Below are 26,641 nucleotides of genomic sequence, written 5' to 3' on the forward strand. Positions count from 1 at the left end.
GATGGGCGTTCTCAAGGCGATCTTCGGCTTTTTCATCTCGCGGCTGTTCTGGACGCTGGTCGGGCTGACCCTGCTCTGCGCCCTGATCTGGATCTTCGGCCCGCTGATCCGCGTGGGCGAGGCCGCGCCGCTGGCCTCGGAACTGACGCGGATCGTGGTGATCGGGCTGATCGTCATCCTGTGGCTGGTCTCGATGCTGGTCCGCCAGTTGCGCGCGGCGCGCGCCAACCAGGTGTTCGTCACCGAACTGGCCCAGCCCGAGGAACCCGAGCTCGCGCCCGGTGCCGAGAACCTGGCCGAGGTCAGCGACAAGTTTCAGGACGTGCTGACCCAGATGAAGCGCTCCAAGCTGGGCGGGCGGAAATTCCTGCGCGAGATGCCGTGGTACGTCATCATCGGCCCCCCCGGCACCGGCAAGACCACCGCGCTGCGCCAGTCGGGGCTGCATTTCCCGATCGACCTCAGCGACGACCTCAAGGGCGTCGGCGGCACCCGCAACTGCGACTGGTTCTTTACCGAGGACGCGGTGCTGATCGACACCGCCGGGCGCTATGTCGAACAGCAAAGCGACCCCGAGACCGACGCCGCCGAATGGAGCGGCTTTCTCGACCTGCTGAAGAGACACCGCGGACGGCGCGCGCTGAACGGGGTGATCGTCACGCTGTCGATGCTGGAGCTGACCGGCGACGAGGCCGAACTGCGCGCCCACGGGCGCGAGATCCGCAAGCGGCTGGCCGAGCTTTACGAGCGGCTGCAGCTGCGCCTGCCGGTCTACCTGATGATCACCAAGGCCGATCTGATCCCCGGGTTCGAGCCGTTCTTCGCCGATCTGTCGACCCGCGGGCGCGAACAGGTCTGGGGCGCCACGCTGGGCACCGAGGCGCGGGTCGACGGGGTCAGTGTGAGCCGCGAGATGACCGCGCTGGTGGCCGAACTGGAAGAGCGCCTGGTCGCGCGCATGGCCGACGACCGTCCGCTGGAAACCCGCGGCGAGATCTTCCGCTTTCCCGCGCAGATGGGCGCGCTGAGCGCACCGCTGAAAACGCTGATCGACACGGTGTTCGGCGAAAGCCGCTACGAGGAAAGCCCCTGGCTGCGGGGCTTCTACTTCACCTCGGCCACGCAAGAGGGCAGCCCGGTGGATCGGCTGGTGGGCGAGATGGCCGCGCGGTTCGGCCTGCCCGCTTCGCGCCCGGCGCCGCGCATCCATGGCGAGACGCGCTCTTATTTCCTGCGCGATCTGCTGGCGCGGCTGATCTTTCCCGAGGCCGGCCTGGGCACCTTCGACCCCCGCGCCGAGGAACGGCGCGCCTGGATCTTCCGTGGCACGCTGGCGGGCGCCGGGCTGGTCTGCGTGCTGGCGGCCTCGGTCTTTTTGTTCTCGTTCCTACGCTATTCGGGAGGCATCGAGGACCAGGGACGCCAGTTGACCCTGCTGCAATCGCGGCTGGCCAACGTGGCCGCGCGCCAGGCGCCGACCGACCCGCTGGACCTGGACCTCGCGCTGGACGCCGTGGCCGAGGTCGATACCGCGCGCACAGAGGTGCCGCGCGGGCCGCTCACCGCGCTGGGCCCCACCGCCACCCGCGAGATGGACCGCGCCCAGCGGATCGCCTACGAGCACAGCCTGCGCAATATCCTGGAGCCGCGCATGGTGGCGCTGCTGGAGGCCACGATGTGGCGCACCATCCGCGACCCCGACGCCTTGCTGGGGGCGCTCAAGGTCTATCAGATGATGACCGGGCTCGCCCCCTTCAACGAGGATTTCGCCCGCGACTGGTGGCAGGGCGAATTGCCCGCCCTGGCCCCGGTCGATCCGTTCCCGACCGAGGCCGCCCTCGACCATCAGCTGGACGCGCTGGGCCGGCTGACCGGCGAGGAAGACAAGATCGACGCCGACCCCGAACTGCTGTCCGCCGCGCTCGACAGCGTCTGCGCGATCCCGCTGGCGGTGCGCGCCTACCGCGCGCTGCTGGCCGACCCCGAGGTGGCCTCCCTGCCCGAGTGGATCCCGGCCGAACATGCGGGCCCGAACGGGTCGCGCGTGCTGACGCGGCTGTCGGAAAAGACCCTCAGGGTCGGCCTGCCCGGCGCGTTCACCTTTGCCGGCTTTCACCAGACGGTGCTGCCGCTGGTGCCCGAGGCCGCGGCGCAGGCCGCGCTCGACCGCACGGTTTTCGCCGGCGGCTGCACCGAAAGCGCCGAGGCCTCGGTGGCCACGCTCGAGGCCGATATCCTCAAGCTCTACTACGACGATTTCATCGCCGCATGGGACGGGTTCCTCCGCGATATCCGGCTGGCCCCGATCACCGATCTCGGCGCCGCGCGGGAAAATCTCAAGGATCTGTCCAGCGCCGACAGCGCGCTCAAGCGGCTGCTGCGCGCGGTGGTGACCGAAACCCACCTGACCCGCGAAGAGGCCGCGGGCGGCGGCGTGCCCAAGGGCGCCACGCGGCTGGCGCAAAAGACGCTGGGCAAGGTCGGCAAGCTGGCCGGAAAGGCGGCCAAGACCGCCAAGAAGGCCGGCGTCGGCGGGGCCGAGCCGGAAAGGCCCGGCGCGCCGGTGGCCGATCATTTCGCCCCGATCCGCGGCACGGTGGAGGAGATCGACGGCCAGCCGCCCGCGCTGGAGCCCGCCGTGGCCGCGCTGACCGCGCTCTCGAACGAGTTGCAGACCGTCGCGGCCAGCCCCGATCCGCAGGCGGCGCTGCTGGCCCGCGGGGGCCTTCCGCAACTGACCGGGGCCATCGCCAACGAGGCCAGCGTGCTGCCCGACCCGATCGACGACTGGATCGCCGGTATCGCGGGCGACGCGATATCGGTGACGCGCGAGGCGGTGCTGGCCCAGCTCAACGCCCGCTGGCGGGCCGATGTGCTGCCCTTCTGCCGCTCGGCCACGGCGGGGCGCTACCCGTTCGACACCTCCAGCCGGATCGACGTGAACATCGCCGATTTCGCCCGGCTTTTCGGCCCCGGCGGGCTGATCGACAGCTTTACCAGCGACCACCTGGCCCCCTATATCGACACCGCGACGCGGCCCTGGACATGGCGGGCCGATTTCGGCCTGACCGACGACCGGCTGGTGCCCTTCGAAAAGGCCCGCGCGATCCGCGACGGGCTGTTCCCCGGCGGCGCGGGCCCGGTGATCGCGTTTACGCTGGAGCCCAAGGACCTCTCGCCCAACGCCTCGCGCGTCACGCTGAACGTGGACGGGCAGATCCTGGCCTATTTCAACGCCGCGGCGCGGCCGATGCCGATGACATGGCCCGGCCCCGACGGCACCAACCTCGTCTCGCTCTCCTTCTCGCCGGTCGACGGATCGGCCGAGGTGATCACCTCGGAAACCGGCGCCTGGGCGTTTCTCAGGCTCTTGCGCAAGGGCAACATGCGCCCCACCGAACTGCCCGAGCTGTTTCGCCTGACCCTGTCGCGTGGCGGGTTCTCGGCGCGGTTCGATCTGCGCGCCAACAGCGTCGATAATCCCTTCGACCTCAGGCTCTTCGGCGGGTTTTCGTGTCCCGGCGGGTTTTAGCGGGCGGCGGCGCGGCGCTGTTCGGCAAACTGCCGTGCCGGGGCGATTTCGTCGCGCGGGGGTTTCCCGCCGGGCTGCGCGGGGCGCTCGACCGCTGGCTGACCGTCCACCTGGCGCGGCGTGCGGCGGCCGACTGGCCCGAGGGCGGGCTGCGCGCGACGCTGACGCTGGGCGGTGCCAGCCTGACCGCGCTGATCCTGCCCAGCCGAGACCGCGCGGGCCGTGCCTTTCCGCTGGCCGCCTGCCGCCTGCCGGGGCTGCCGCGCGGGGCGGCCGAGGCGTGGTGCACCGCCGCGCTGCCGGCCGCCAGCGCCGCGCGCGCCGGCGAGATCGACGCCGACGCCCTGCTTGCGGCGCTGGCGGACCTGCCCGGCGGCGAGGGCCCGGCCGAGCCCGGCCTCTGGGCCGCGGGCCGCGCGCCCCTGCCCGCCGAGCCCCCCGCCGAGGCGCTGGCGGCGCTGATGGGGCCGGTCAGTTGAGGTCGATCTTGCTGCCCTTGACCACCACGGCGCTACTGGCCTTGATGGTGATCTTGCCCGAGCCCTTGGCGGTGATGTCCTTGCCGTCGAGGGTGATCGTGCCGTCCTTTTTCAACACGATCGACGCCTTGCCGCAGGTCAGCGTGATCGAGTCGCCCGCCTCCAGCACGAAATTCTTGCCGACCTTGACCGACATGTCGTCGCCCACCGTGGTGGCGCTGTCCTTGCCCACGTCGACCCCGCGGCTTCCGCCGACCTGCACGGCCTGATCCTCGCCCACATTGGTGGCGTCGCCCTTGCCGATATCGGCCGAGCGCGCCCCGCCCACGGCCCAGCCATCGGAGCCGCCGACATTGTGCGACTGGTCCGATCCGACGCTGACCGAGCGGCTGGCGCCGACGGTCTGGACCTGCGCGGCGCCCACGGTGCGGGTTTCGGCCGCGCCCACGGTGTCGGTGCGGGCCGCGCCGACATTGATGGTCTGCGCCGCGCCCACCGACTGGCTGTGGTTGACGCCGATCGTCTCGGACGAGTTGGTGCCGATCGAGATCGTCTCGTTCGACCCGACGCTCAGGCTGCGGTCGACGCCCACGGTTTCGGTATCGTTGGTGCCGATCTGGACCACGCGGTTGTTGCCCACCGTCGTGTCCTTGTCGTTGCCCACCGATTCGGACCGGTCATGGCCGACGCTCTGGGTGGCGTCATTGCCGACATCCTCTGAGAAATCGTGGCCGATGGTGCGGCTCTCGTCGTTCTTGACCAGCTCGTTATGGTCTTTCTCGGCCTGGAAATAGACCTCTTCCTCGCCCTTCTTGTCCTCGAAACGCAGCTCGTTCCAGCCGCCGCCGCCGGGCGAAGAGTTCGACTTCCACCCCGATTGCGTGGCGTTGCCGGGCAACTCGTAGGGCGGCATCTGCGCGGCGTTGTAGACCCGACCGGTGATCAGCGGCAGGTCGGGATCGCCTTCGAGGAAATCGACGATCACCTCCTGCCCGATGCGCGGGATCTGGATGAACCCCCAGCCCGCGCCGGCCCAGACCGAACTGACCCGCACGAAGCACGAGGAATTCTCGTCGTTCCCGCCCAGCCTGTCCCAGTGGAACTGCACCTTCACCCGCGAATAGGCGTCGGTGAATATCTCGGCGCCCGACGGGCCCACCACGGTGGCGGTCTGCGGCCCCTTCATGACCGGGCGCGGCGTGCGCCGCTCGGGCCGGAAAGGCAGCGAGACCGGCGCCACGGTCAGTTTCGCCTGGTAGCCCTCCGGCGGGCGCCCGCGCTCGCGCCGGCCGCTGCGGTACTGATCGTCCCAGGCATCGTAGTCGACCCGAAGGATCATGTAGTCGTCGTTCTCGGCCTCGCGCGCAAACCCGGTCAGCGCGAACACATGCCCCGACCAGAGCGCGGGCGCGGTGGTCACTGCCGCGGCCCGCTCGGCCGGGGCCTGCACCTCTTCCAGCCGGGTCTGGGTGCGCTGATCGCCATGGCCGATCTCGGTATAGCGGCCGGGATAGTGATAGCGCGCGCCGTCGCTCTGGGCGTGCTCTCGCGGGGTCAGCGCCACGGTGGCCAGGTCGGCGCCGGGCTTTTCGAAATCGTAATCGGTCTGCACGTAGCCGCCGGTGACCACGGCCCGCCGCGGCTGCCAGTTTGTGATGAAATCGCCGTCGCGGAACGAGGCGAAAGCGTCCTCCATGAAGCCGATGGCGTCCAGCCCAGGCGCCGGTTTCAACTTGGCATTGGCATCGGTCATCACGAGGGTGTGGCCCGAGTCCGAATGCTCGAAGAAATAGAAGATCCCCTCGTCCTCCATCAGCCGCTGGACGAAATCGAGATCGCTTTCACCGTATTGCACGCAGTATTCGCGCGCCTCCGGGCTGGCCTGAAGCCGCTTGTCGTAGGCGGCCTCGGGGTAGGCCTCGAACACCGCCTCGACGATGTCGACCGCGCTCATGTTCTGAAAGATGCGGTTGTCGGTCGAATTGGCGAGAAACCACAGCCAGGGCCGCAGGCGCAGTTCGTAATGGGCAAAGCCGCTTTCGAACCGGTCGAAGCGGAATTCCGCGGCGAAGGCGTGGATAAACCGCGGGTCCTCGGGCTCGCCCAGCCGCACGGTGATCGGCTTGCCGAGGATCGCATTGGCCTCGATGTCGAAATCCTCGCTGGCCAGCCCGAGGCGCAGATCGAACGGCCGGCCGATCTCGTCATGGCCGTGCAGATAGGTAAACCGCAGCACATCCGGGCCGAGCGGGGTGGTGACTGCGAAATGGCGGTTTTCGAACATGGCGCCGGTCCTTTCGGTTGCCGCCCGGCCGGGCGCGCTCTTCAAGGGCCCGTTCAGTATACCGAAATCGCGGCCCGGCGCGCGGGTTTTCCTGCCCCCCGCCGGGGCCGCGCTAGAGCGTGGTGGGGCAGCTCAGCCCGCCCAGCAGGCCGCGCGCGCTGAGCGGGTTGAGCGGCGCCTCGAACCGGATCTCGACGAAGATCCGCCCGCGCTCGGTGCGGAAATCCACCAGGAAACGCCGCCCCTCGTCGCGGCGGCGTACCCGCAGCCCGTCGAGCAGCCGCAACAGACCCCATGGCCCCGGCTGGGCAAGCTTCGCGGTGGCCTCGCCCGCGCGGAAGCTGACCTCGGCGCCCTCTTCGGGCGCGGGCCCCGGCCAGGCCAGCCGCGCCGGATCGCCCGCGGCCCTGAGCGGCGCGCCCGCGCCGCCCAGCGCCATCACCGCCTGCCCGCGCTCGGCCAGCGTGGCCAGCGTCATCTGCGCCCACAGCGCCCCCGTGGCGCCGAAAAACGCCGGCCCGGCCGATAGCGCGCGCTCGAAGAAAACCGCGCTTTCGGGCGAAAGCCCGGCCAGCCGCGCCTCGGGTTTCCAGCGCCAGGGCGTGGCGGTGGTGTCCAGGTAGGGGGCCAGCTGACCGGCAAAAAACCGCTGCAACGCCCCATCGGGGCCCAGCAGGGCGGCAAAATCGGCGGTATCCGCATCTGGCCCCTCGGCAAAGGGGTAGCGCCCGCCCAATGTCCGCTGGCACAGCGGCAGCACCGCGTTCTGCCAGCGCCGCGTCAGCGGGTTGGTCAGGATGTCGGCATGCGCCGCCGAGGTCTGCGCCAGCACGTCCTCGACGATCTGCACCACCACCAGCGGCGCGGTCTTCAGCGCGGCGACCGAGGCGGCGCGGTCCTGCACGCTCATCAGCCGCTCGGCGGCGCCGGGATCGTCCGTCTCCATCGCGCCGAGCGCGACGTTGAGCGCGGCGAAAAGGGCGGCGATCTCGCCCATCTTGCCCTGCTCGACATATTGGATCGTCGGGCCGAAGACCGTCGCCAGCCTGAGTTGCTGGGCATGGCTGCGGCGCCGGTCGGTGCCGCCGGCCTGCACCCAGACTTCGCGCAAGAGCGCCGTCAGGGGCGAGTTTTCCGCCGCCAGCAGGCCCGAGATGCGGATCGAGGCCGCCGCGTCGCCGAAGGGCCGCACCCTGAGATCGGCCAGGTAGCCGCGCCAGAAGGCCAGCGTTTCCCGGTGCAGCCGGTCCATCACCCGGTCAGGTGCGGCGGGCGCCTCGGGCAGCGCTCGGCCCAGCAGGTCGGGGCCGACCGCGCGGGCGGTCTGCACCGCCAGCCCCGCGCCGTAATCGCGCGCCCAGTCCCACCCCGCCGCGGTGAAAAGCCCCGGCAGGGGCGCGGTCATCGGCCTGCCCGAACGGCGCAGCAGCACCGCCTCGATGCCCGGTACGGCGCGCTCGGCGCGCCATCGTTCCAGCGCCGCCGCGCCCTGGGAACGGCGCATCTCGAGATAGGCGCGCGCAGGCTCGTCGGCCTCGGCGGCAAAGCCCCGCGCCTGGGTCAGCAGCTCGGCATCCTGGGGCGGCAGCGCGGGCGGCGGGCCGGCCAGCGCGGCGACATGGGGCACCAGCGCGGCAAGCGCGGGCTCGGCGGCGCCCAGATCGGCCAGCCAGCCGGCCAGGTAGGCGCTGCTCCACCCGGTCTCTCCGGTCAGGATCGCGCGCGCGCGCAGCGTATCGTAAAGCGGCAGCGCCGCGCCCTCGGTCGCCAGCACCTCGGCCACGGCATCGGCCAGCCGGCCCGGCAGGTGGCGCGCCACCGCGTCCTCGTAGGCGGCCTGCGCCCGCGACCCGGCATCGAAAGGGCCAAAGCGCAGCGCGCCGCCCAGCGGCGCCCGCGCGGCGGCCTCCTGCACGCGGGACGCCGCGGCCCACAGCCGATCCAGCCGCGCGGCAAGGTCGGCGCCGATATCGGCCCGGTCGAGCCCGATCTCGAGCGCCTCGGCCCGGAACCGGGCGGTCAGGTCGGCGTGGTAGCGGTATTCCAGCGCCGCCGCGTAGCCGCCCAGCGCCAGCGCCAGCGCCGCGACCCCCGCCACGGCCCAGCCCGCCCAGCCACCCCGCGCGCGACGCGGACCGCCACGGCGCGCGGCCTCGGCCCGTTCGATCAGATGATCGAGGAATCGCGCCAGGTCGGCGTATTCGGGGCCCGCATCGGCGGCGGTGTCACGAAAGCCGCGCACCCGGTCGAGCGACATGTCGCGCCCGTCGAACAACTGCCGGCCCGCCAGCGCCGACCATTCGCGCACCGACAGCCCGGCAAGGCTGCGGGCCTTCTGGTCGATCAGCACGGCCAGCGTATAGCGCGCGGGTGGCACGGCGCTGGGAAGTTCGCCCTCGGCCAGCGCGGCGGCCTCGAACCGGTCCAGCAGCGCGCGCGCCTCGGCCAAGAGCGCCCCGGCCCCGCGCCGCGCGCCGTCCTCCATCCGGTCGTGAAATGCCAAGACCGGCCGGGCCAGCCGCGGCAGCCGGCCGGGATCGGCCCTGTGGCCGGACCCGCCGGCCGGCGGCAAGACGGTTCTCGCCTCGTCGCGCGGGCGCCGCATCAGCCGCCCAGCTGCCCTTCGGACAGCCAGCGGCGCAGGGTTTCCTCGCCCACCTCGAAATGCATCGAATCCTCGCGGCTGTAGGTGGCGCCCCAGAACCAGCCCTCGTCGTTGAAATACTCGGCCAGGATCAGCAGGCCGAACTGGGTGCCGCCATCGGCAAAGCCGTCGAGCACCCCCTCGAGCTTGAGGTCGATCGCGGTGCCCCAGCTATGGTTGGAAATGCCGCTGGTCGAGCCGCGGATCAGCCGGGCGCAGAGCGCCCCGGCGGTGCCCACCTTGGCGTGGATGTCCGGATCGCTCTGCTTCAAGCGGTCCATGATGCGTTCGAGCGAGTCGAGCGCGGGGCGCAGCATCGTCGCGCGGATATTGGCGATCTGCCGGGTCTCCAACAGCGCCTTGAGATCGGGGTTGGTGACCGGCTGGCAGGTCTGGGAATAGCTTGCGCGCGGGTGGCCCAGGATTTCCAGCATCACCGAGTTGCGCGGCTGGGTGATGCCCTTGTTGAAGCGCGTCCGGGCCAGGCGCATCACCTCGGTCACCTCCTCGGTCTCGTCATGGGTGCCGATGGCCGCGGTCTGGCCGCCCGCGTCCGGCACGGTGACAGGCGGCTGCGGCGCCGCCGTGCCGCGGCTGGCCAGCAGGGACAACTCGTCGCGCAGCCGCGCGAGGTCGGCGCGGGCCTGGCGCAGCTCGCCCGCCTGGCGGGCGAGTTCGGACTCGAGGTTTTCCAGCCGCGCCTCGGCGCGCGCCAGCCGCAGCTCGGCCCCGCTGTCGGCGGTCTGCAACAGTGCCCCGACCAGCGCAAAGCTGACCGCCGCGACAACCACCCCGATGGCGATGATGATGGGGCCGATCACGGTGCCCTGCTGCACGCCGCTAGCCCTCCTTCAGATCGACGACGATGACCGAGACGTTGTCGGGCGCACCGGCCTCCAGTGCGTCGGCGACGAGCCCCTTGCAGACCTCGCCCGGCGCCACCGGCCCGGCCAGCGCCGTGGCGATCCGGCTTTCGGACAGGCAGCCATGCAGGCCATCGCTGCACAGAAGCAGCCGGTCGCCCGGCACAATCGGCACCGACACGCTGTCGACCTCGAAATCGGCGCCCATGCCGACCGCGCGGGTAACGACATGCGATTCGGGGTGGCGCCCGGCCTCGTCGGGGTTGAGCGCACCGGCCTCGACAAGGTCCTGCACGACGGTGTGGTCGCGGGTCAGCAGCCGCAGGTGCCCCGAGCGCATCAGGTAGGCCCGGCTGTCGCCGGCCCAGACCAGATGGGCCACCGCGCGCCGGATCATGCAGGCGACCACGGTCGCGCCCATCGGCCCGCCCCCGGCCTCGCGCGCGCGCGCCAGCACCGCGGCATTGGCGCGGATCAGCCGGTCGGTCAGGTCGGCCACCGGGTCGCCGTCGTCGCTGAGCGTGGCCAAGGCGTCGATGACCATGTCCGAGGCCACGTCGCCCAGGTCGTAGCCGCCCATCCCGTCGGCCACCGCCCAGAGCGTGCCGCCCGGATCGGTCAGGATCGAATCCTCGTTGCGTTCGCGCACCCGGCCGCGATGGGTCATCCCCGCGCCCTCGGGCCGCGGCATGGGCAGCGCAGTGCCCGGCACCTGCGTCGTCGGCACCGTCATCGTCGCGCGCCACGTGACCGTGGCTGGGGCCGGGTTGACATGCCGACTTCCCCGTCCTGGTCCGAATTGATTGGTTGCCAAGGATACCTTACACTCCACAACAGATGAACCGGTTTTCTCGCAAAGGGAGCGACGGCGATGAAAAAGGTACTTTCCATTGCGCTCGTGGCCCTGCTGGCGGGCCTGCCCGCCGCGGCGCAGGAGATGACCGACGAAGAGCTGCTGGAACTTTTCGAGACCCAGCGCGACACGTTCCGCAAGGCGCAGGAAAGCGGCATGGGCCGCACCCGCGGCCTGACGCTGATCACCGTCGACGATGTCGAGGTCTCGACCGAGGCCCCGGCGATGGCGGCGCCCGGAGAGGAAACGGCCGAGGCCGGCGACGTGACCGTCACGACCGAGGCGCCGAGCACCGGCACCCGCCCGCCCGAGCTGAAACCGTTGGTGCCCGAGGCCACGCCGGTGGTCTTCGGCGAGCTCGACCGCGAATTGCAGGTCAATGTGCGGGTCCAGTTCGCGTTCGACTCCGCCGCGCTGTCGGCCGAGCAAAAGCCCAAGCTCGACCAGCTCTGCCGGGTGATGAAGGCCAGCGACATCGCCACGTTCCGCATCGTCGGCCACACCGACGCGTCGGGCAGCGACGCGTATAACCAGCGCCTGTCGGTGCTGCGCGCCCAAGAGGTGCAACGGTATTTCATCAACGAATGCGGCATCGCGGCAACCCGGCTGGAAGCCGTGGGGATGGGCGAGCGGTTCCTTTACAACGAAGACGAGCCTCGCGCCGGCGAAAACCGCCGGGTCGAGTTCCAGGCGCTGAGCTAGAGCGCCTAGCCGCCGTTCAGCCGGATCCATGTCTCGGCGCGCTGCCGGGCGATGTCGAGTTCGGCCTGGTTCAGCCCCAGCCCCGCCAGCCGTTCGCGCGCCTCCTCTTCCTGGCGCGGGCGCTTGCTGTCGGCGGTCATCGCGGCGAGGGTGAAATGGAACGCCGCCTCGGCCTTGCTTGGCTCGACGCCCTGCCCGTTTTCGTACATCCGCCCGATGGCGATGCGCGCCGGCGCAAAGCCCAGGTCGGCGGACCGCTCGAACAGCCTGAGGGCGGTTGCGTTGTCACGCTCCACCAGCTTGCCGTCGCGGTAGATGCGGCCCAGGTTGAACGGCGCAAATCGGTTGCCCCGCTCGGCGGCGCGGGACATCCAGTCGAGCCCGCGCGCGATATCGGGCGCGCCCAGTTCGTCGCTGAGATAGATCCGCCCGAGGTTGTTCATCGCGTTGGTGTTGCCCAGTTCCGAGGCAACCTTGTATAGCCGGACTGCCTCTTCGGGGTCGCGCTCGACGCCCCGGCCCTGGTCGTCGCGGCCCCGGCGGTAGAGGTTGGCCAGCGTGTCCAGCGCGTTGGGCCACCCGTTCTGCGCCGCCAGCCGGTACCACAGAACCGCCTCGTCGAGGTTCTTTTCCACGAACCAGCCGCGTTCGAACATCTCGCCGATATTGGTGCGGGCGCGCAGGTTGCCCAGGTCGGCGGCGCGGCGGTAATAGCCCAAAGCGGTTTCATAGTCGCGCTCGCGCCCCTTGGCGGCGACGTGCAGAAAGCCCAGGTTGACCAGCGCCGCGCTATAGCCGCCGGCGCCGGCGAGGCGATAGAACCCTTCGGCCTCGCCGTAACGGCCCTGGATGTCGAGAATGCGGCCCATCTGGTGCAAGAGCCTCGGATTGGTCGGGTCTTCGGCCAGCGCCGCGGCGCAATCGGGCAGCGCGCGGCGCATGTTGACCAGCCCCCACGGCACGCCATCGGTGATGCGGCGCGGGTCGTCGGGATCGCCCGCGACAATATCGCAATCGGTGATCACCGCCGACAGGCCCTGGGGCGCGCGGCGGTCCTCGGGCACGGCGAACTGCGCCAGCGTCAGCCCGCGCACCGCCTGCCCGGTCTCCTCCAGCTCGACGGCCAGGTTGCGGGCCTGCGCCACGTTGGTGGAATTGGGGAAATGGGTCACGAAAGCGCGAAAATCCTCGGGCACGCGGCTGTCGCGGATCGCATCCCACCACAGCCGCTCGACGATCTTCAGCACGTTGTCGGCGGTGATCTCGCCGGGCGCCACCTGCGCGCGCACCCGGCCGGTGGGCTCTCGAAAGGTGAACTCGCGCTCGATCGAGGCCGAGATGAAGGGGCGCTGGCGCCCGTCGGTCCAGATCCGCACCGAACGGCGGACGGAGCGAAAGACATCGAGGATGTCCTTGCCCTCCTTGTCGATTTCGTTGATCAGCGCGCCGGTATAGGGGCTGTTGGGGCCGGTGCCGTCATAGGCGACCTCGCCGGCCTGGGTGGCAAAGCCGATCAGCGTCTCGCCCACGTCGCTTTCCATCGAGGCCAGCCCGCGGCCGATCTCGCCGGTGCCCGCGACGAAGGGGTTGTCGCGGCAGGCGTCGAGGATGAAGATGCCGAACTCCACCCCGCCGGCGTGGAACCGTTCGATGATCTGCGCGGCATCGGCGCTTTGCCCGAGGATCGTCTCTGCCGCGCCGGGCTGGATATCGACCGGCAGCAGGAAATTGCGCCCCCCGCTCTGCACCGCGTGGCCGGCGTAATAAAACAGGCCCACCGCCCCCTCGGGGACGCTGGCAATGAATTCGGCCAGTACCGCCTCGAACTCGGCGGCGGTGAGGTTTTCGCGCAGCGTCGTCTCGAACCCCGATTGCAGCAGCACCGCCGTCATCGAGCGTGCGTCGTTCACCGGGTTGCGCAGCGCGCCCACCGAATAGGCCTCATTGCCGATCACCAGCGCGTAGCGCTCTTGCGCGATTGCCGGCAGCGCCGCCAACGCCCAGATGCCGAACACGATAATTCTAATCTTTTCTAGCAATTTGCCGCCCTCCCTTCAGGCGCGGCCTCAAGACGGCCGAACATGGGTCCCGCGGTCATGATCGCCGCACTGCGCGATTCCGGCAAGCTGTGCGGGCAAGAGTCAGATCATGTGCCGTCCAAACGGCCGTCGCCGGTCGTGGCGCACTCGGCGGCGTTAGCCCAACAACCCGCGCTGCGCCCGGCAGGCGTGACTCAGCACGTGGATCAGCCCGGCCGCGGCGCCCGCGCCGTCGCCGATCTCCAGCCGCTGCATCCGGCGCAGCATGGCGGCGCGGGCCTCGGGGTCGAGCAGCGCCGCGACCTCGGCGCCGATGCCGATCCTGTCCGAGGCGCGCAGCATCCGCGCCCAGCCCGCCACCGCCGCGTGGCGCGCGCGCAGGATCTGCAGGTCCATCTCCGGCGCCTCGTTGGCGACGAACAGCGCAGGCACCGCCCCCGCAAGGCATTCGTGAAAGCTGTTGTAACCGGCCCCCGAAATCACCGCGTCGAACCCGCGGCTGTAGCGAAAGGCCGGGAACAGGGTGATCTGCCTGTGCGGCCCCTCGGCGGGCGGCGCAAAGGCGATGGGCGGCAGCAGCTCGACCACCTCGACATCGTCGTGCCGGGCCAGCGCGGCGAGCAGACGCTCGCGGATGCGGGCAAGGTCGAAATTGTTGCCCGCGCCCAGGCTGAGCGCGACCACCGTCTTGTCGTCGGCAAGGCCCAGTTCGGCGCGCGCCGCCGCGCGCGAAAGCCGCTCGTCGGGCTGGGTATGCAGGATCGGCGGCACCGCGGCGGCGCGCCCGTCGCGGGTCGGCCCCTCGTCGAACCGCTCCGATATCTCGCCGGGCTCCACGATCAGGTCGAAATGCCGGCTGCGCTCGATCAGCTTTTCGTTGGCCGGCGCCCAGAGCGCGCGGCGCACCCAGATGCGGCGCACCTCGGGGTGACGGTCGAGCGCGTCGATCAGCCCCGCGTAGGGCACGTTGCCGTCAAAAACCAGGCTGTCGGGGCGGAAAAGCGCGATGAAATCCGACAGCTCCAGGCCGAGTGCCGCGTTCCAGGGCCGGTTGCCGGCGCCGGTCAGCCGGTGAAACGGCACGAACTGGGTGAGAAACCCGGCCTCGACGGCCAGGCGGAACGCCTGGCTAAGGGTGAAAACCGCCGTTTCGGTGCCCTCGGGCAGGCGCCGGGCCAGCGCCATCGCGCGGGTCAGGTGCCCCAGCCCTGTGCCGTTGGAGGTCATGAACAGCACCCGGCGCGGACGGCGCGGCGCGGCGGGCACGGGGGCCGCACGCCAGCCGGGGAACAGCCGGTCGAGCCGCGGCACGAACCCTTCCAGCGCAAAGCGGCGCTCGACCGCGCGGCGGGCGCGGCGCGCCTGTTCGGCCAGCGCGTCGGGGTCGGCGGCCAGCCGGCGGATCAACGGCTCGACCTCGCCGGGCGCGGCATAGAGCGCCGCCTCGCCGAACAACGGGCGAAAGCTGTCGGGCAAAATGGCGGGCACGCCCGTCGCCAGCGCCTCGAGCACGCCCATCCCGAACGCCTCTACCCAGTCCGATCCATGAAAATAGACATAGAAATCCAGCCCTTCGAGAAAGTCTTTCACGTGGTCTGGGTCGAACGGGCGCAGCCGCCAGTTGCCGGGCAACGGCGCGAAATCGTCTTCGATCTCGGCGCTCGATCCCAGCGCGCGCAGCTCGATATCGGCGGCCGCGGGATAGACCGTCAGCGCCGCTTCGCGGCTGTCGGGCCATTTGTTGCGCTGGGGCCGGGAATGGCGGCCGATCACGATTTGGCTCGACGGGGCGCGCGGCGCGCGAAACGGCCAGGCGTCGAAATCGACGAGGTTCGACCAGTCCTCCGCCAGCGCGGTGCATCCCGGCGGCAACGGCGCGGGCAGCCGCGCGCGCACCGCCGGCCCCACCGGGGCCAGCACCGGGTCGGCGCCGAAAACCTCGCGCAGGTTGGCGACGATCCGGGCGAGGTCGTATTCCGGCGCGCCGTGGCCATCGACCGGCGGGTGATGCAGCACCAGCACCAGCCGCTCGGCCTCCAGCGCGCAGGGCGCGGCCGGCATGTTTTCAAAGCATCGCGGGTGATGCACCACGACCAGCGGCACCCGGGCCGGGCGGGCCGGGTCGACCAGCACCGCCCGCCCCTCGGCCAGGTGGCCGGCAATGGCCGGGTGCAGCGGGCGCGGCGCGGGAAACACCGCCGACAGCACCGGGCAGAGCCCCGGCACCACCCCCTCGCGCGCCAGCGCCGTCAGCTCTGCGTCAAGCGCCGTCGAGGTGCCGCCGGAAAACCGCGGATCGGCAAAGTAGACGAGGCTGGGGCTTTGCGGCATTCTGGCACCGTGTGTCGAACGCCCTCAGTGTCGGGGGCAAGCGGCGCGGCTTGTCAAGGCATGCCCATGATGTCACGGCTTTTTTCGCGCCGGCCGGCGCCGGAACCGGGTCTTTTCGCGCAGCGGCCCGAGGGCGAGGTGCGGCCGGCAGTGCTGGTCACCCTGCTCGTCGCGCCGCCCGCGGCGGTCGCGCGCGCGCTGGCCCGGCACGCCACGGCCCAGACCCACCGGCCGGTTTTCATCGTGACCGATCCCGATATCGGCCCGCTGCAGCAGGCCGGCTGCGTTTTCGAACACCTGCCCGCGCCCGAGATGGTTCAGCGCTTTTGCGGCATGGGCGACTGGCCCGGCTATCTCGACGAACGCTGGGCGATGCTGCAGCGCAAGTGGCAGCCGGGCTGGGTGGTCGCCTATGGCTTGAGTTTAGATGACTATTTGAAATCGTGCCTTGTTTCGGATACCCTGTGAAAAATTGTCGCATGCGGGGAACGGTCCATGAAACGGCGCTTCAATCTGGCCAAAACCGGCCTGACGATGATGATGCTTCCGCTCTTCGCCGCCTGCACGGTCGAACAGGCCGGCACGGCCGACAACCGTGACGCTGCATCCGGATACAAGACCTCCGGCAGCGTGGCGGGTATGCGCGACGACAACGACGACTCCGCGTACTGAGGCCCGGGTCCGCCCGCCGTGGCACAGAGCGACGCCCCCGTCCGACTGGCCGAATTCGACCGCGCCTTTGCCGCGGCCAATCTGCAGGCGCATGACCCCGATGCCGGCGACGGCGTGCTCGAAAACGCCGCCCGCGCCTTGCTGGGCCACCCGGCGGGCGCCGCCGATCGCGCAGCGCTCACACGGCTGGCCGCTGGCGGCAGCGTCGTCGCCCTGGCGCTGGCCGCGCGCGCCGAGATCGACGGCGGCACACCGAAAGCGGCCGCCGCGTTGCTGCGCCGGGCGCTTGCGCGGGCGCCCAACCACCTGACGCTGCAACGCCTGCTCGACACGGCCGAGGGCCGGTCGCGCCCGGCCGACGCGCTGGCCGGCCGGTTCTGCCCCGCCCCGTTCGAGAATATCGAGACCGAGCCGGGGGGCGACGTGCATTTCTGCTGCCCGGCCTGGCTGCCGGTGCCGATCGGCAATCTCGACACCCAAAGCGCCGACGAGATCTGGAACTCTCCGGCCGCGCAGGCGATCCGCGCCTCGATCCATGACGGGTCGTACCGGTTCTGCAGCCGCACCCATTGCCCGAAACTGTCGGAGGGCACCCTGCCCCGGCGCGCGGCGCTGAGCTCGCCCTGGCTGCGCCGTCAGGCCGAAAGCGGCGCGACCACGCTAAAGGACGGGCCGCGCAAGATCGTACTGTCGCACGACCGGTCGTGCAACCTCTCGTGCCCCTCCTGCCGCAAGGGGCTGATCCTGGCCCGGCGCGAGGAACAGGCGGCGATGAACGACATGGCCGACAAGGTGCTCTTTCCACTGATGCGCCACGCCGACCGCCTGCGGGTGACCGCCAGCGGCGACCCGTTCGGCAGCGCCCATTTCCAGTACGTGCTGCGCCATCTCGACCGGGCCGACAACCCGCGCCTGATCGTCGATCTGCAAACCAACGGCACGCTGCTGACCCCGCGCCTGTGGGACCGGCTGGGGCTTGAGGGCAAGGTCGGAAAACTGCTGGTCTCGGTCGACGCGGCCCGGCCCGAAACCTACGCCGTGCTGCGCCGGGGCGGTCGCTGGGACGAGCTGCGCCGCAACCTCGATTTCTTCGCCGCGCTGCGCCGCGAAGACCGGGTCGAGGCGTTCCGCCTCGACGTCGTCGTGCAGGCGCTCAACGCAGACGAATTGCCCGAGGTGGTGGCGCTGGCCCGGCGGCTGGGCTGCGACGGGGTCAAGTTCCAGATGATCCGAAGCTGGGGCAGCTACACGCCCGAGCAATTCGCCGAGGCCGACATCTCCGACCCTGCCCATCCCGGCTACGCCGCCTTCCTCGAAGTGTTGCGCGCCCCCGCGCTGGCCAGCCCTTACGTCGAATTCTGGGGCATGGAACGGGCGCTCGCGGAGGCAGGCCGGGCGGCGGCGTAAGCCCCCGGGGCCCGGCGCCGAAGGCCCGGGGACCGCTTTGCCGGACCGGGCGGACACCGTGCGTGCGGCGGCGCATGGGGGGCGCTGCCCCCCGTCCTTCGGACTCCCCCCGGGATATTTGGGGCCAGAAGAACCCATTGCCGGCTTCTTCTTGGTCCAAATACCCAATGGGTCGCCATTGTCGCGCCGTTGGTCCGAGGGACAATGGCGACCGGGCAAGGCCCCCGGCGGGTCGCGGTGCGAAGCGCGGCGAAACCGGAAATCGCCAGGGGCTTCCTCCGGCCATCCGGCCGCCCTACTCGGCCAGCCCGTAGGCCTGGCGCAGCCCGCGCTGGGTGCTGGGGCCGAAAGCGCCATCGATGGCACCGGCATAGAAGTCGTGCTCGCGCAGCAGGCCCTGCAGCGCGCGGCGCGTGGGCTCGGCAAACATCGCGGGGCGGTCGGTCAACAGCGTCAGCACGTCCTCGCTGCCCGAGCGCAGCGCCGCGTAGAGATAGCCTGCGGCGTCGTCCGGCCCCTTGCCCGGCACCAGCCCGTCGTCGATCAGCGCGGCGAAGTTGAACATCGCCTGCGGGTGGCGCTGCTCGGCGGCGCGCTGGAAAAACCCGATCGCGGCCTTGGGGTCGCGCGGCAGCCCGAGACCGCCCTGGTAATGCATGAAGGCCAGGTCGTTCAGCGCGTCGGCGAAATCCTGGTCGGCCGCCTGCCGGTAGAGCGCCAGTGCGCGGTCGGGGTCGGGGGCCACGCCGAGGCCCTTTTCGTAGAGCTTGGCCAGCTCGAACTGCGCCTCGGGCGAGCCCGCCTCGGCGGCCCGGCGCAACAGCTTGGCCGCCTGGGCCGGGTCGAACCGCGCCTCGGCGGGGTTCAGCCGCATATAGGCGAGCCCCAGGATCGAACGGGTATCGCCCTCTTCGGCCAGCGCGGCAAGCTGTTCCTCCTGCTCGGGGCGCAGCCGCGACCAGGCGATGCGGCGGTCGTCGGTGGCGACATCGGGCTCGGCCTCGGCCGGGCCGGCGAGGTAAAACGGCTGTCCCGAGAGCGAGCCGTAGGTATGCGGCTCTTGCCGGTTGCCGGTGCGTTCGAGCACCAGGTCGCGCACCTGCCGGAACATCAGCGAGATTTCCAGCCCAGGCTGGGCCAGCCGGTCGACCAGCGCCAGCGCGAAGGGGCTGTTCTGCCCGTCGCCGTCGAGCGCGACCTGCCCGTCGCGGGCGGCAAAGGCCACCAGCGTGCCGCGGTCGGGCGAGGGCGGCGCCAGCCCGCCCCGGCGCGGCGCCTCGGCCCGCATCTCGATACGGTCGCCGAACGGGTTGTCGCGGCAGGAATCGAGGATGACGATGCGCATCTGGCGCGCCCGGTCGACGGCGCGCAGCAGATCGCCAAGCGACAGCGCCTGGCCCTGGATATCGCGGTTCGAGCGGATTTCGGCATCGGCCGGGATCAGGAAGTTTTCGCCCTGCACCTCGACCCCGTGCCCGGCGAAATAGATCAGCGCCAGGTCGGCGGTTTCGGCCTCGAAGGCGAAATCGGCCAGCGCCGCGCGCAGATCGGCCTCTGACGTATCCAGCATCGTCGTGACGTCGAACCCGATGCCGCGCAGGGTGCGGGCGATGGCGGCGGCGTCGTTGACGGTGTTCTTGAGCGGCGGAATCGTCTGGTACGCGGCGATCCCGATGACCAGCGCGACCCGTTCGGCCGCGGCCGCGGCGCCGGCCAGCGGCGCGAGAAGAACAACCATGATCAGAAAGACGCGCATCGCACCCCCCATGCCCGTGCCGAGGATGGCCCGATGTTATCCGATTCGCACCCCGGCGACAGAACCGCGCGCGCGCCGGTGAGGTTTGGCCCGCTTGCAGACCTGTGCTAGCCTCGGCCTCGCCGAGCGTGCCGGTTCGGCCAAGACCCGAGGAAAGTGGATGATCGCCGTCGGACCGCCCCCCCGCCCGCCGCACCGCCGCGCGGCCGCCGCCGCCGCGCTGAGCGCGTGCGCGCTGGCCGCCGCACCTGCCGCCGCGCAGGACCAGCCCTACGCCATGGCCCCGGCCCATGCGCCCAAGAACGTGACGCTGCTGGGCGCCCCCTCGGCCACGGTGGCCCCGCACGGGCTGGTCTTTGCCTCGCTTTCGATCAGTTCCGACAGGGTCGGCCCCAGCGACGACGGCGACGGCTCGCTCGCGCTCGGCTTCGGTCACGGCAGTGCCGAAGAGGGGCTGGGCCTCCAGGCGACCGCCTATCTCACCTCGCTTTCGGATTCGCCCGGCGATTCGGGCTATCTCGCCTTCAGCGCCTCGCGGCGCGTCGCCGCCGGCGCGGTGCCGGTCTATGCCGGGCTGACGGTCAGCCAGGTCGCGGCCTGGGGCGATTCCTCCAATCTCGATCCCAGCGGCAGCGTCGCGCTGACCGCTTTTCCCACCCTCACCGGGCGTAACGGCAGCATCTGGCCGCTGATGTTCACGCTGGGCGGCGGCAGCGACATCCGCGATTTCGAAACCGATCCGGGCCTCTTCGCCGGCGCCGGCATCGGGCTGACGCCCGAGCTGGGCGCGAGCGCGGCGTGGTACGGCGACCACGTCACGCTGGGTGCCGCGTTGCGCCCCCGCGGCGTGGACAACGCCTATTTCACGGCCTCGCTGGTCGATGCCTTCGACCAGGAGGACAGCCAGCGCGTGGTCGTGTCGTTCAACCTGACCCTCGGCAACGCTTTCGGGAGATGATGCCATGAAACATGCCCGTCCGACGCTCATCGCGGCGATGGCCGCCTGCCTACTGCCCGGGCCCGGCGGCGCGGGCGAGCATGCGGTCGCCGCGGCGCAGTTCGTTTTCGTCCCCGCGCCGGTGACCGGGCCCACCGCGCCGCCCGGCGTGACCCGCGCCACCGCCACCGTCCAGACCACCGACCGCATCGTCCGCGAGATTTCCGCCGCCCGCGATTTCTGCGGGCGCCTCGCGCAGAAGGAATACGTGATCGACTGCCTGGCCGACCAGCTGGCCACGGTGGCCGACAACATCCCGCTGCGCGGCGATTACCGCGAGGCCCGCCGGACGATTGACGCCGCGGCGCGCGATCTGCGCGCGCTGGCACGCGGCAATGCCGACCCCGCCCTGCCCCGCGCCCGGCTGCGCACGCCGACGCTGCGCAGCTCTCGCGCGATTACCCCGGTGCGCAGCGACGCGCTATCCGCGCTGAACGATCGGGCGGCGGGGATCCTGCAAGAGGCCGAGACGACGCTGCTGCGCTCGGCCGAGAACTCGGAACGCCGCATGGTGCATTACCAGCGCATCGCCGACGCGGTGGGCTCGACCAAGGTTCTGCTGCGTTCGCTCTGAGCGGCGGCCCGATCGGGCCCGCACAGGCCTAGCGGCGCGTCTTGGTCTCGTCGATCCAGTCGACCATGGCGATGTCGAGCTGGCGCAGGATCGCCTCGGCCCGCTCATAATCCTTGTGCAGCACAAGCTCTTGGAGCGCCATCTGCAGGCCCCGATGCATCTGCTGCACGCCGTCGATCGCTTCGCGGTTGGCTAGCTTGTTCATTCCCTGCCTTTCGCATTCCCGCCCTGGCGCCGCAACCGGAACGGCCCCGCCGCACGGCTAGCCCGTGCCAAAGCCCGCGCCCGGCTTGCGGTATTCGTCGCGGGGCGGGCTGAAGATGTCCAGCACGCGGGCACCTTCGGGGCCGGCGCGCATGGTGTGCGGCACGTTGCCGGGGGTGCGCCAGAAATCGCCCTTGCGCACCGCGATCTCCTCGCCGCCCTGGATGCGCGTGGCCGAGCCTTCCAGCAGCACGCCCCATTGCTCTTCGGGGTGGTGGTGGACCTTGCCCTCTGCACCGGGCGCGAAACTGACCACCGACAGCATCGCGTGATCGCCGGCAAAGATGCGCGTGGACAGCCCCGGCGCCAACTCGCGCAGCAGGCCGTCGGAGAGATCGTCGAGGCTGTGGAATTCCTTGCGCTGGCTCATCGTGCGGTCTCCTGTGTCCGGTGTCGTCGCGGGGCAGGATAGGCGCAGCCGCGGGCCGAGGCCAGCGGGTGCCGGCCGCCTGCGCCACCTTGCGGTCGGCGCCGAGTTGGTATTCTGTCCGCATCCGTCAGACCATGCACAAGACAAGGACCCGCCCATGTTCGACACCGTTCCCGGCCTGCTCGACGCCATCCGGTCGCGCTTTGCCCATGTCGAGACCTGCCCGTTCCAGGGCGAGCGGGTGTTTTTCGAAAACGCCGGCGGTGCGCTGACTCTGAATTCGGTGGTCGAGACCTCGGCCCGGTTCGCCGCGATCCCCGACAACCAGGGGCGCGACAACACCGCCTCGCACGCACTGGCCGAGGTGATCGGCAAGGCGCGCGCGGACATGGCCGTGTTCTTCAACGCGCCGGGCGGGCAGTTCATCGTCGGCGAAAGCGGCACCGAGCTCTTGTTCCGGCTGATCGGGGCGGCGAGCCTGGGCACCGGGCCGGGCCGGGTGCTGGGCTCAACGCTGGAACACCCGGCCTCGCGCAGCGCCGCGGCCCGCTATGCGCCCCTGTCTGACAAGGCCCATGTGTTGGTCGCCCATGACGACGCGACCGGCACGGTGGACGCGGCCGCCTATCTGCCCGAGATCACCCCCGACACGCGGGTGGCCACGATCCTGCACACCTCGCCGGTCACCGGCATCGGCGTGGACGTGGCCGCCATCGCCGCCGCGATCCGCAAGGTGGCGCCCGAGTGCTATATCGTCGTCGACGGCATCCAGCACGCCGCCCATGGCCGGATCGACCTCGCCGCCTATGGCATCGACGGCTACGTGGTCTCGCCCTACAAGGCCTTCTCGCGCCACGGCTACGGCGTGGCCTGGCTGTCGGACCGGCTGGCCGCGCTGCCCCATGACGGGCTGATGGGCGCGCCGGGCGGCGCCCCGTGGGAGCTGGGCACCCGAGACACCGGCGCCTACGCCACCTTTTCCGACGTGGTGGCCTATCTCGACTGGCTGGGCGGGCAGGTCTCGGACCACGACGACCGGCGCGCCCGGATCGTGGCGGCGGGCGCGGCGATCCACGCCCACGAGCAGCGGCTGACCGAGGCGATGCTGCACGGCACCGGCAACCTGCCCGGCCTGGCGCAGATCGAGGGCGTCACCGTGATCGGCGGCGTCGAGAACGCCGCGCGCGAGGGGCTGGTCTCGTTCGCGCTGGACGGCCGCCCGGCGCCCGAGCTGGTCGCGGCGCTGAACGCCGCCGGGGTGCGCACCCATACCCGCAAGGACGACCACTACTCGGGCAATATCCTGACGCCCCTCGGGCTAGAGACCTGCGTGCGCGTGTCGCTCTGCCACTACAACACCGAAGCCGAGGTCGCCCGCTTGCTCGCCGCGATGCAGGATATCGTGCAGGGCTGAGCCGCCAGCCCGCCGTCCCGACGCACTTCCGGATGTCGGCCCGCGGAGGGCTGATACCCAGCGCGATCCGGCGGAACGGGCGAAGAAACGGCAAGCTGCCGAGGTCGCGCGCGGTCTCAGTCGGCGCAGGGCACCGTGGTCTCGACCAGTTCGCCGCCGCGCCGCGTCCTGATGGTGCATTTGTCCTGGACCGACAGCAGGTTGGTGATCTCTGCCGAGGGTGCGAAAACCCGGACGAGTTCGAGCGTCTGGCCGATCCGGTCGGCCGAGGTCACGGTGCCCGACAGGATGACCGTGTTGGCCACGGTGTTCACTGAAATCCGTTCCCGGGGAAAGACCGCGCGGATCTGTTCCAGCAACAGATCCGCCGGCGGCGCCTCTTGCACTTCGCCCGATGTCAGCAGGTTCGACACCTTGCCGGGCGCGTAGCGTTCCGCCAGATCGACGGCCTGGCCCAGCCGCTGGCGCGTGCTGACCGTGCCCGACAGCACCAGCCCGCCATTCGCGCCGCCGACAGTGATGTCTTCGTCCGGCAGCAGATCGGCGAGACGGGCCCTGAATTCGTCGATGTCGATCTCTGCGCTTTGCGGCTCGGCCGCCTCGACGACCATCAGGTTCGTCACGCGGTCGCCCGCGTAGCGTTGTGCCAGCGCGATGGCCTGTTGCATGCTTGACGCCGATGACACCGTCCCCGACAGGACGATGCCGTCATTGGCGGTGAACGCGGTGATGTCCTCGCCGGGCAGGATTTCTTGCAGGCGCGTTTCGAACTCGGTGATGTCCTGGGTGACCAGAATGTTGACGATGTTGAGGATCTTGCCATCCTCGCCCACCAAGATCAGCGTCGTCCGGCCCGGCGTCTTGCCGAGAACGTAGATCGCGCTGTCGGACAGGGTGCTGATATCGGCAATCTCGGGATTGGCAATCGAGAGTTCCACAAAGGGCTGGTCGCTTTCCAGGACGACGGCGGTATCGACCGCGACATCCAGCGTGGAGGTCGGTCCACCATCCTGCAATTCCAGCGATTGCGCCGCCGCGGAATGGACGCTGATATTGATGCTGACGGTGGCGAGTGCGATTGCGGCCAACGCGGCCTTCACCAGTCCCTGCAATGTCACCATGGTCGATCTCTCTCGCTCCCTTCCGCGCCCGACGCGTCATTTAACAAGGAAAAAATGTCAAAAGAATGCGCGGCGGACGGCGCCGGTCCTGTCGGGCTGTCTCCGGGGGGAAAGGACACACCGGTCATCTTCCTCGCAATGGCCTGCCACCGCAAACCCGACCGGTCCGGCCGCGCCACCGGCATCCTAGCAGACCCGCCTGCCGTGACAATGCCGGTGCGCCGTCTGCGGGCGGGCGGCCCACCGGCCTCGCGTCCGGGGCACCGCCAGGCAGAGGGCGTCGCCGCGCGCTCTGCCCCTTGAGAAACCAGCCCGATCAGGCGGAGTCTGTATCCCGAATTTGCTGTGCCGAGCAGTCGCCGCGCACAGTGACCTTGCCCCCGCACCGATGGCGGCACAGATGAAAGAGCGAGACACCGGCCTTGTACGGCTGATGGGGCCGTCCGGGTTTACACCCGATGGCGGCTGACCCTTCGTTGATGAACGACCCCATTCGATGGGAGCTTTGAGTAATATCTGACCCGAGCGCGGTCTTGTGGAGGGGATGCCCCTGCGGCTTCCACGCTGCGATGTACGAACGGCAGGCCGCCCTTGCCGGCGGCCCGCGCGCGGCCCATAGGATCGCCTCGGCGTTGCCGAAGACGAGCGGCGCGCCGACAGACACGGATAACAGGGAGACCACGACCGATGCAGATTCGCAGTGCCCACGCCTACCCTTCGCGCCGCTCGGCGGTCCTGGCCGACAACATCGTCGCCACCTCGCAGCCGCTGGCCGCCCAGGCCGGCCTGTCGATGCTGGCCCGCGGCGGCAACGCCGCCGATGCCGCCGTCGCCGCGGCGATCACGCTGACCCTGGTCGAACCCACCGGCAACGGCGTGGGGTCCGACGCCTTCGCGATCCTGTGGGACGGGGCCGAGCTGCACGGGCTCAACGCCTCGGGCCGCGCCCCCGCCGCCTGGACGCCCGAGCGGTTCGCCGGGGCCGAGGCGATACCGATGCTGGGCTGGGACAGCGTCACCGTGCCCGGCGCGGTGTCGGCCTGGGCGGCGATGTCCGACCGGTTCGGCAAGCTGCCCTTCGAAACGCTTTTCGAGCCCGCCATCGGCTATGCCGAGCGGGGATTCCCGGTGTCGCCCAAGATCGCCCAGCTCTGGGAGCGCGGGGCCGAGTACCTGGCCGAGCAGCCCGGCTTTGCCGAGACGTTCCTGCCCGGCGGCCGGCCTCCGGGCGCGGGTGACCGGTTCGTCAACCCCGACCTTGCCCGCAGCCTCACGCTGATCGCCGAAAGCAAGGGACGCGCCTTTTACGAAGGCCCGCTGGCCGAGGAAATCGTGGCCCATGCCGCAGCCCATGGCGGGGCGATGACGCTGGACGATCTTGCCGCGCACGAGGCCGACTGGTGCGGCACGATCTCCAAGAGCTTCGGTGATGCAACGCTGCACGAGATCCCGCCCAACGGCCAGGGCATCGCCGCGCTGATCGCGCTCGGCATCCTCGGGCACACCCCGATCCGCGACCTCGACGCCGACGACCCGCGGGCGATGCACCTGCAGATCGAGGCGATGAAACTGGCGCTGGCCGACACCCGCGCCTTTGTCGGCGATATCGACCACATGGCCCCGGTGACGCCCGCCGACCTGCTGGACGACGGCTATCTTGCCGCGCGGGCCAGGCTGATCGACCCGGCCCGCGCCGCCGACCACGGCACCGGCGCGCCGAAACGCGGCGGCACGGTCTACCTGTCGACCGCCGATGCCTCGGGGATGATGGTGTCGTTCATCCAGTCCAACTACATGGGCTTCGGCTCGGGCGTGGCGGTGCCGGGCACCGGCATCCACATGCAAAACCGCGGCTGCGGCTTTTCGCTCGACCCGGCCAGCCCGAACGTGGTGGCCCCGCGAAAGCGCCCGTTCCACACGATCATCCCGGGGTTCCTGATGGGGCCCGACGCCCCGGTGATGAGCTTTGGCGTGATGGGCGGGCCGATGCAGGCACAGGGCCATGTGCAGATGGTGCTGCGGACCCAGCTCTGGGACCAGGACGTGCAGCAGGCCGCCGACGCGCCGCGCTGGCGCGTGACCGAGGGGCTGGGCGTGGCCTGCGAGACCACCCTGCCCGCCGCCACGCTGGAGGCGCTGGCCGCGATGGGCCACGCGCTGACGCTGGAAGAGCCCGATACCGCCTTCGGCTTTGGCGGTGCGCAACTGGTTCACCGGCTGCCGGGTGGCGGCTATGCCGGCGGGTCGGACCCGCGCAAGGATGGCATGGCGGTCGGGTTCTGACATCGCCGGACCGGCGCGGCAGGACCATCCCGCCCCGCCTGCCGCCGCCGTCGGCC

20 protein-coding genes are annotated in these 26,641 nt (G+C 70.6%); 10 read left to right on the plus strand and 10 right to left on the minus strand.

Translation table 11 applies throughout. From position 1 onward, the window contains the following. Position 1 precedes the first annotated feature (1 nt). Together tssM and tagF are read left to right on the plus strand one after the other, a co-directional pair. A complete protein-coding gene (gene tssM, locus Ga0609869_RS12485; protein WP_125402910.1) occupies positions 2 to 3,532 on the plus strand; it encodes a type VI secretion system membrane subunit TssM in 3,531 nt (1,176 codons plus the stop codon). Beyond that, complete coding sequence (gene tagF, locus Ga0609869_RS12490) at positions 3,514 to 4,011, plus strand: type VI secretion system-associated protein TagF (protein WP_369022865.1); 498 nt, start codon at positions 3,514 to 3,516, stop codon at positions 4,009 to 4,011. Before tssM ends, tagF begins: the two co-directional genes overlap by 19 nt. Here the strand turns inward: tagF and Ga0609869_RS12495 are convergent. The 4 genes from Ga0609869_RS12495 to Ga0609869_RS12510 all read right to left on the minus strand — a co-directional run bounded on the left by Ga0609869_RS12495 (position 4,004) and on the right by Ga0609869_RS12510 (position 10,535). Further along, on the minus strand, positions 4,004 to 6,295 hold the full coding sequence (locus Ga0609869_RS12495; protein WP_125402952.1) for a type VI secretion system Vgr family protein: 2,292 nt from the start codon (positions 6,293 to 6,295) through the stop codon (positions 4,004 to 4,006). The genes tagF and Ga0609869_RS12495 overlap by 8 nt on opposite strands. 112 nt (positions 6,296 to 6,407) lie before the next feature. Then, complete coding sequence (locus Ga0609869_RS12500) at positions 6,408 to 8,900, minus strand: ImcF-related family protein (protein ID WP_125402951.1); 2,493 nt, start codon at positions 8,898 to 8,900, stop codon at positions 6,408 to 6,410. After that, complete coding sequence (locus Ga0609869_RS12505) at positions 8,900 to 9,775, minus strand: M15 family metallopeptidase (protein WP_125402950.1); 876 nt, start codon at positions 9,773 to 9,775, stop codon at positions 8,900 to 8,902. Before Ga0609869_RS12505 ends, Ga0609869_RS12500 begins: the two co-directional genes overlap by 1 nt. A 4-nt stretch (positions 9,776 to 9,779) precedes the next feature. After that, a complete protein-coding gene (locus Ga0609869_RS12510) occupies positions 9,780 to 10,535 on the minus strand; it encodes a PP2C family protein-serine/threonine phosphatase (RefSeq protein WP_125402949.1) in 756 nt (251 codons plus the stop codon). Between the two features lie 138 nt (positions 10,536 to 10,673). Here Ga0609869_RS12510 and Ga0609869_RS12515 point away from each other — a divergent pair, with 138 nt between their 5' ends. Next, a complete protein-coding gene (locus Ga0609869_RS12515) occupies positions 10,674 to 11,357 on the plus strand; it encodes an OmpA family protein (RefSeq protein WP_125402948.1) in 684 nt (227 codons plus the stop codon). A 5-nt stretch (positions 11,358 to 11,362) separates the two neighbouring features. Here Ga0609869_RS12515 and Ga0609869_RS12520 read toward each other — a convergent pair whose 3' ends face one another. Further along, the gene (locus Ga0609869_RS12520) at positions 11,363 to 13,372 is read right to left on the minus strand and encodes a caspase family protein (protein WP_211336763.1); all 2,010 of its coding nucleotides are present in this window, start codon (positions 13,370 to 13,372) and stop codon (positions 11,363 to 11,365) included. A gap of 180 nt (positions 13,373 to 13,552) precedes the next feature. Beyond that, entirely contained in the window at positions 13,553 to 15,727 is a 2,175-nt protein-coding gene (locus Ga0609869_RS12525) for a glycosyltransferase (protein ID WP_125402946.1), read from the minus strand. A 66-nt stretch (positions 15,728 to 15,793) separates the two neighbouring features. Here Ga0609869_RS12525 and Ga0609869_RS12530 point away from each other — a divergent pair, with 66 nt between their 5' ends. From Ga0609869_RS12530 to Ga0609869_RS12540, 3 genes are read left to right on the plus strand one after another with little or no spacing between them, the layout of a single operon-like run. After that, on the plus strand, positions 15,794 to 16,195 hold the full coding sequence (locus Ga0609869_RS12530; protein WP_170168727.1) for a hypothetical protein: 402 nt from the start codon (positions 15,794 to 15,796) through the stop codon (positions 16,193 to 16,195). Between the two features lie 27 nt (positions 16,196 to 16,222). Beyond that, on the plus strand, positions 16,223 to 16,399 hold the full coding sequence (locus Ga0609869_RS12535) for a hypothetical protein (protein ID WP_170168726.1): 177 nt from the start codon (positions 16,223 to 16,225) through the stop codon (positions 16,397 to 16,399). An 18-nt stretch (positions 16,400 to 16,417) separates the two neighbouring features. Then, entirely contained in the window at positions 16,418 to 17,806 is a 1,389-nt protein-coding gene (locus tag Ga0609869_RS12540; protein ID WP_125402944.1) for an SPASM domain-containing protein, read from the plus strand. A 295-nt stretch (positions 17,807 to 18,101) separates the two neighbouring features. Here the strand turns inward: Ga0609869_RS12540 and Ga0609869_RS12545 are convergent, their stop codons facing one another. Then, entirely contained in the window at positions 18,102 to 19,562 is a 1,461-nt protein-coding gene (locus Ga0609869_RS12545) for a caspase family protein (RefSeq protein ID WP_125402943.1), read from the minus strand. A 94-nt stretch (positions 19,563 to 19,656) separates the two neighbouring features. Here Ga0609869_RS12545 and Ga0609869_RS12550 point away from each other — a divergent pair, with 94 nt between their 5' ends. Both Ga0609869_RS12550 and Ga0609869_RS12555 read left to right on the plus strand, forming a co-directional pair. Further along, positions 19,657 to 20,520 carry a hypothetical protein gene (locus tag Ga0609869_RS12550; protein WP_369022866.1) on the plus strand — a complete coding sequence of 288 codons (864 nt, stop codon included), beginning with the start codon at positions 19,657 to 19,659 and terminating at the stop codon, positions 20,518 to 20,520. 4 nt (positions 20,521 to 20,524) lie between these two features. Beyond that, positions 20,525 to 21,133 (plus strand): hypothetical protein, encoded by a 609-nt coding sequence (locus Ga0609869_RS12555; RefSeq protein WP_125402985.1) that lies wholly within the window; start codon positions 20,525 to 20,527, stop codon positions 21,131 to 21,133. Between the two features lie 28 nt (positions 21,134 to 21,161). On the opposite strand, the gene Ga0609869_RS12560 is transcribed toward Ga0609869_RS12555, so the two are convergent. Further along, positions 21,162 to 21,338: a hypothetical protein gene (locus tag Ga0609869_RS12560; RefSeq protein ID WP_170168728.1), complete on the minus strand. Its 177-nt coding sequence runs from the start codon at positions 21,336 to 21,338 to the stop codon at positions 21,162 to 21,164. A gap of 57 nt (positions 21,339 to 21,395) precedes the next feature. After that, entirely contained in the window at positions 21,396 to 21,767 is a 372-nt protein-coding gene (locus tag Ga0609869_RS12565) for a cupin domain-containing protein (protein ID WP_125402984.1), read from the minus strand. A 157-nt stretch (positions 21,768 to 21,924) separates the two neighbouring features. Between Ga0609869_RS12565 and Ga0609869_RS12570 the strand changes: the two genes are divergently transcribed. Beyond that, the gene (locus Ga0609869_RS12570; RefSeq protein WP_125402983.1) at positions 21,925 to 23,181 is read left to right on the plus strand and encodes an aminotransferase class V-fold PLP-dependent enzyme; all 1,257 of its coding nucleotides are present in this window, start codon (positions 21,925 to 21,927) and stop codon (positions 23,179 to 23,181) included. Positions 23,182 to 23,297: 116 nt separating this feature from the next. On the opposite strand, the gene Ga0609869_RS12575 is transcribed toward Ga0609869_RS12570, so the two are convergent. Continuing rightward, positions 23,298 to 24,302: a BON domain-containing protein gene (locus Ga0609869_RS12575; protein WP_125402982.1), complete on the minus strand. Its 1,005-nt coding sequence runs from the start codon at positions 24,300 to 24,302 to the stop codon at positions 23,298 to 23,300. A 687-nt stretch (positions 24,303 to 24,989) separates the two neighbouring features. Between Ga0609869_RS12575 and Ga0609869_RS12580 the strand changes: the two genes are divergently transcribed. Then, the gene (locus Ga0609869_RS12580; RefSeq protein WP_125402981.1) at positions 24,990 to 26,585 is read left to right on the plus strand and encodes a gamma-glutamyltransferase family protein; all 1,596 of its coding nucleotides are present in this window, start codon (positions 24,990 to 24,992) and stop codon (positions 26,583 to 26,585) included. Positions 26,586 to 26,641 lie beyond the last annotated feature (56 nt).

The sequence above is a fragment of the Rhodovulum iodosum genome, from assembly GCF_041020385.1.
In the GTDB taxonomy this organism is placed as follows: domain Bacteria; phylum Pseudomonadota; class Alphaproteobacteria; order Rhodobacterales; family Rhodobacteraceae; genus Rhodovulum; species Rhodovulum iodosum.

What these genes read in the sequence shown, in the direction of transcription:
- Ga0609869_RS12510 (WP_125402949.1), bottom strand. Translation starts at nt 10,535, where the DNA reads ATGACGGTGCCGACGACGCAGGTGCCGGGCACTGCGCTGCCCATGCCG.
- Ga0609869_RS12575 (WP_125402982.1), bottom strand. Translation starts at nt 24,302, where the DNA reads ATGGTGACATTGCAGGGACTGGTGAAGGCCGCGTTGGCCGCAATCGCA.
- tssM (WP_125402910.1), top strand. Translation starts at nt 2, where the DNA reads ATGGGCGTTCTCAAGGCGATCTTCGGCTTTTTCATCTCGCGGCTGTTC.
- Ga0609869_RS12500 (WP_125402951.1), bottom strand. Translation starts at nt 8,900, where the DNA reads ATGCGGCGCCCGCGCGACGAGGCGAGAACCGTCTTGCCGCCGGCCGGC.
- Ga0609869_RS12525 (WP_125402946.1), bottom strand. Translation starts at nt 15,727, where the DNA reads ATGCCGCAAAGCCCCAGCCTCGTCTACTTTGCCGATCCGCGGTTTTCC.
- Ga0609869_RS12515 (WP_125402948.1), top strand. Translation starts at nt 10,674, where the DNA reads ATGAAAAAGGTACTTTCCATTGCGCTCGTGGCCCTGCTGGCGGGCCTG.
- Ga0609869_RS12545 (WP_125402943.1), bottom strand. Translation starts at nt 19,562, where the DNA reads ATGCGCGTCTTTCTGATCATGGTTGTTCTTCTCGCGCCGCTGGCCGGC.
- Ga0609869_RS12560 (WP_170168728.1), bottom strand. Translation starts at nt 21,338, where the DNA reads ATGAACAAGCTAGCCAACCGCGAAGCGATCGACGGCGTGCAGCAGATG.
- Ga0609869_RS12535 (WP_170168726.1), top strand. Translation starts at nt 16,223, where the DNA reads ATGAAACGGCGCTTCAATCTGGCCAAAACCGGCCTGACGATGATGATG.
- Ga0609869_RS12555 (WP_125402985.1), top strand. Translation starts at nt 20,525, where the DNA reads ATGAAACATGCCCGTCCGACGCTCATCGCGGCGATGGCCGCCTGCCTA.
- Ga0609869_RS12565 (WP_125402984.1), bottom strand. Translation starts at nt 21,767, where the DNA reads ATGAGCCAGCGCAAGGAATTCCACAGCCTCGACGATCTCTCCGACGGC.
- Ga0609869_RS12570 (WP_125402983.1), top strand. Translation starts at nt 21,925, where the DNA reads ATGTTCGACACCGTTCCCGGCCTGCTCGACGCCATCCGGTCGCGCTTT.
- Ga0609869_RS12495 (WP_125402952.1), bottom strand. Translation starts at nt 6,295, where the DNA reads ATGTTCGAAAACCGCCATTTCGCAGTCACCACCCCGCTCGGCCCGGAT.
- Ga0609869_RS12530 (WP_170168727.1), top strand. Translation starts at nt 15,794, where the DNA reads ATGATGTCACGGCTTTTTTCGCGCCGGCCGGCGCCGGAACCGGGTCTT.
- Ga0609869_RS12580 (WP_125402981.1), top strand. Translation starts at nt 24,990, where the DNA reads ATGCAGATTCGCAGTGCCCACGCCTACCCTTCGCGCCGCTCGGCGGTC.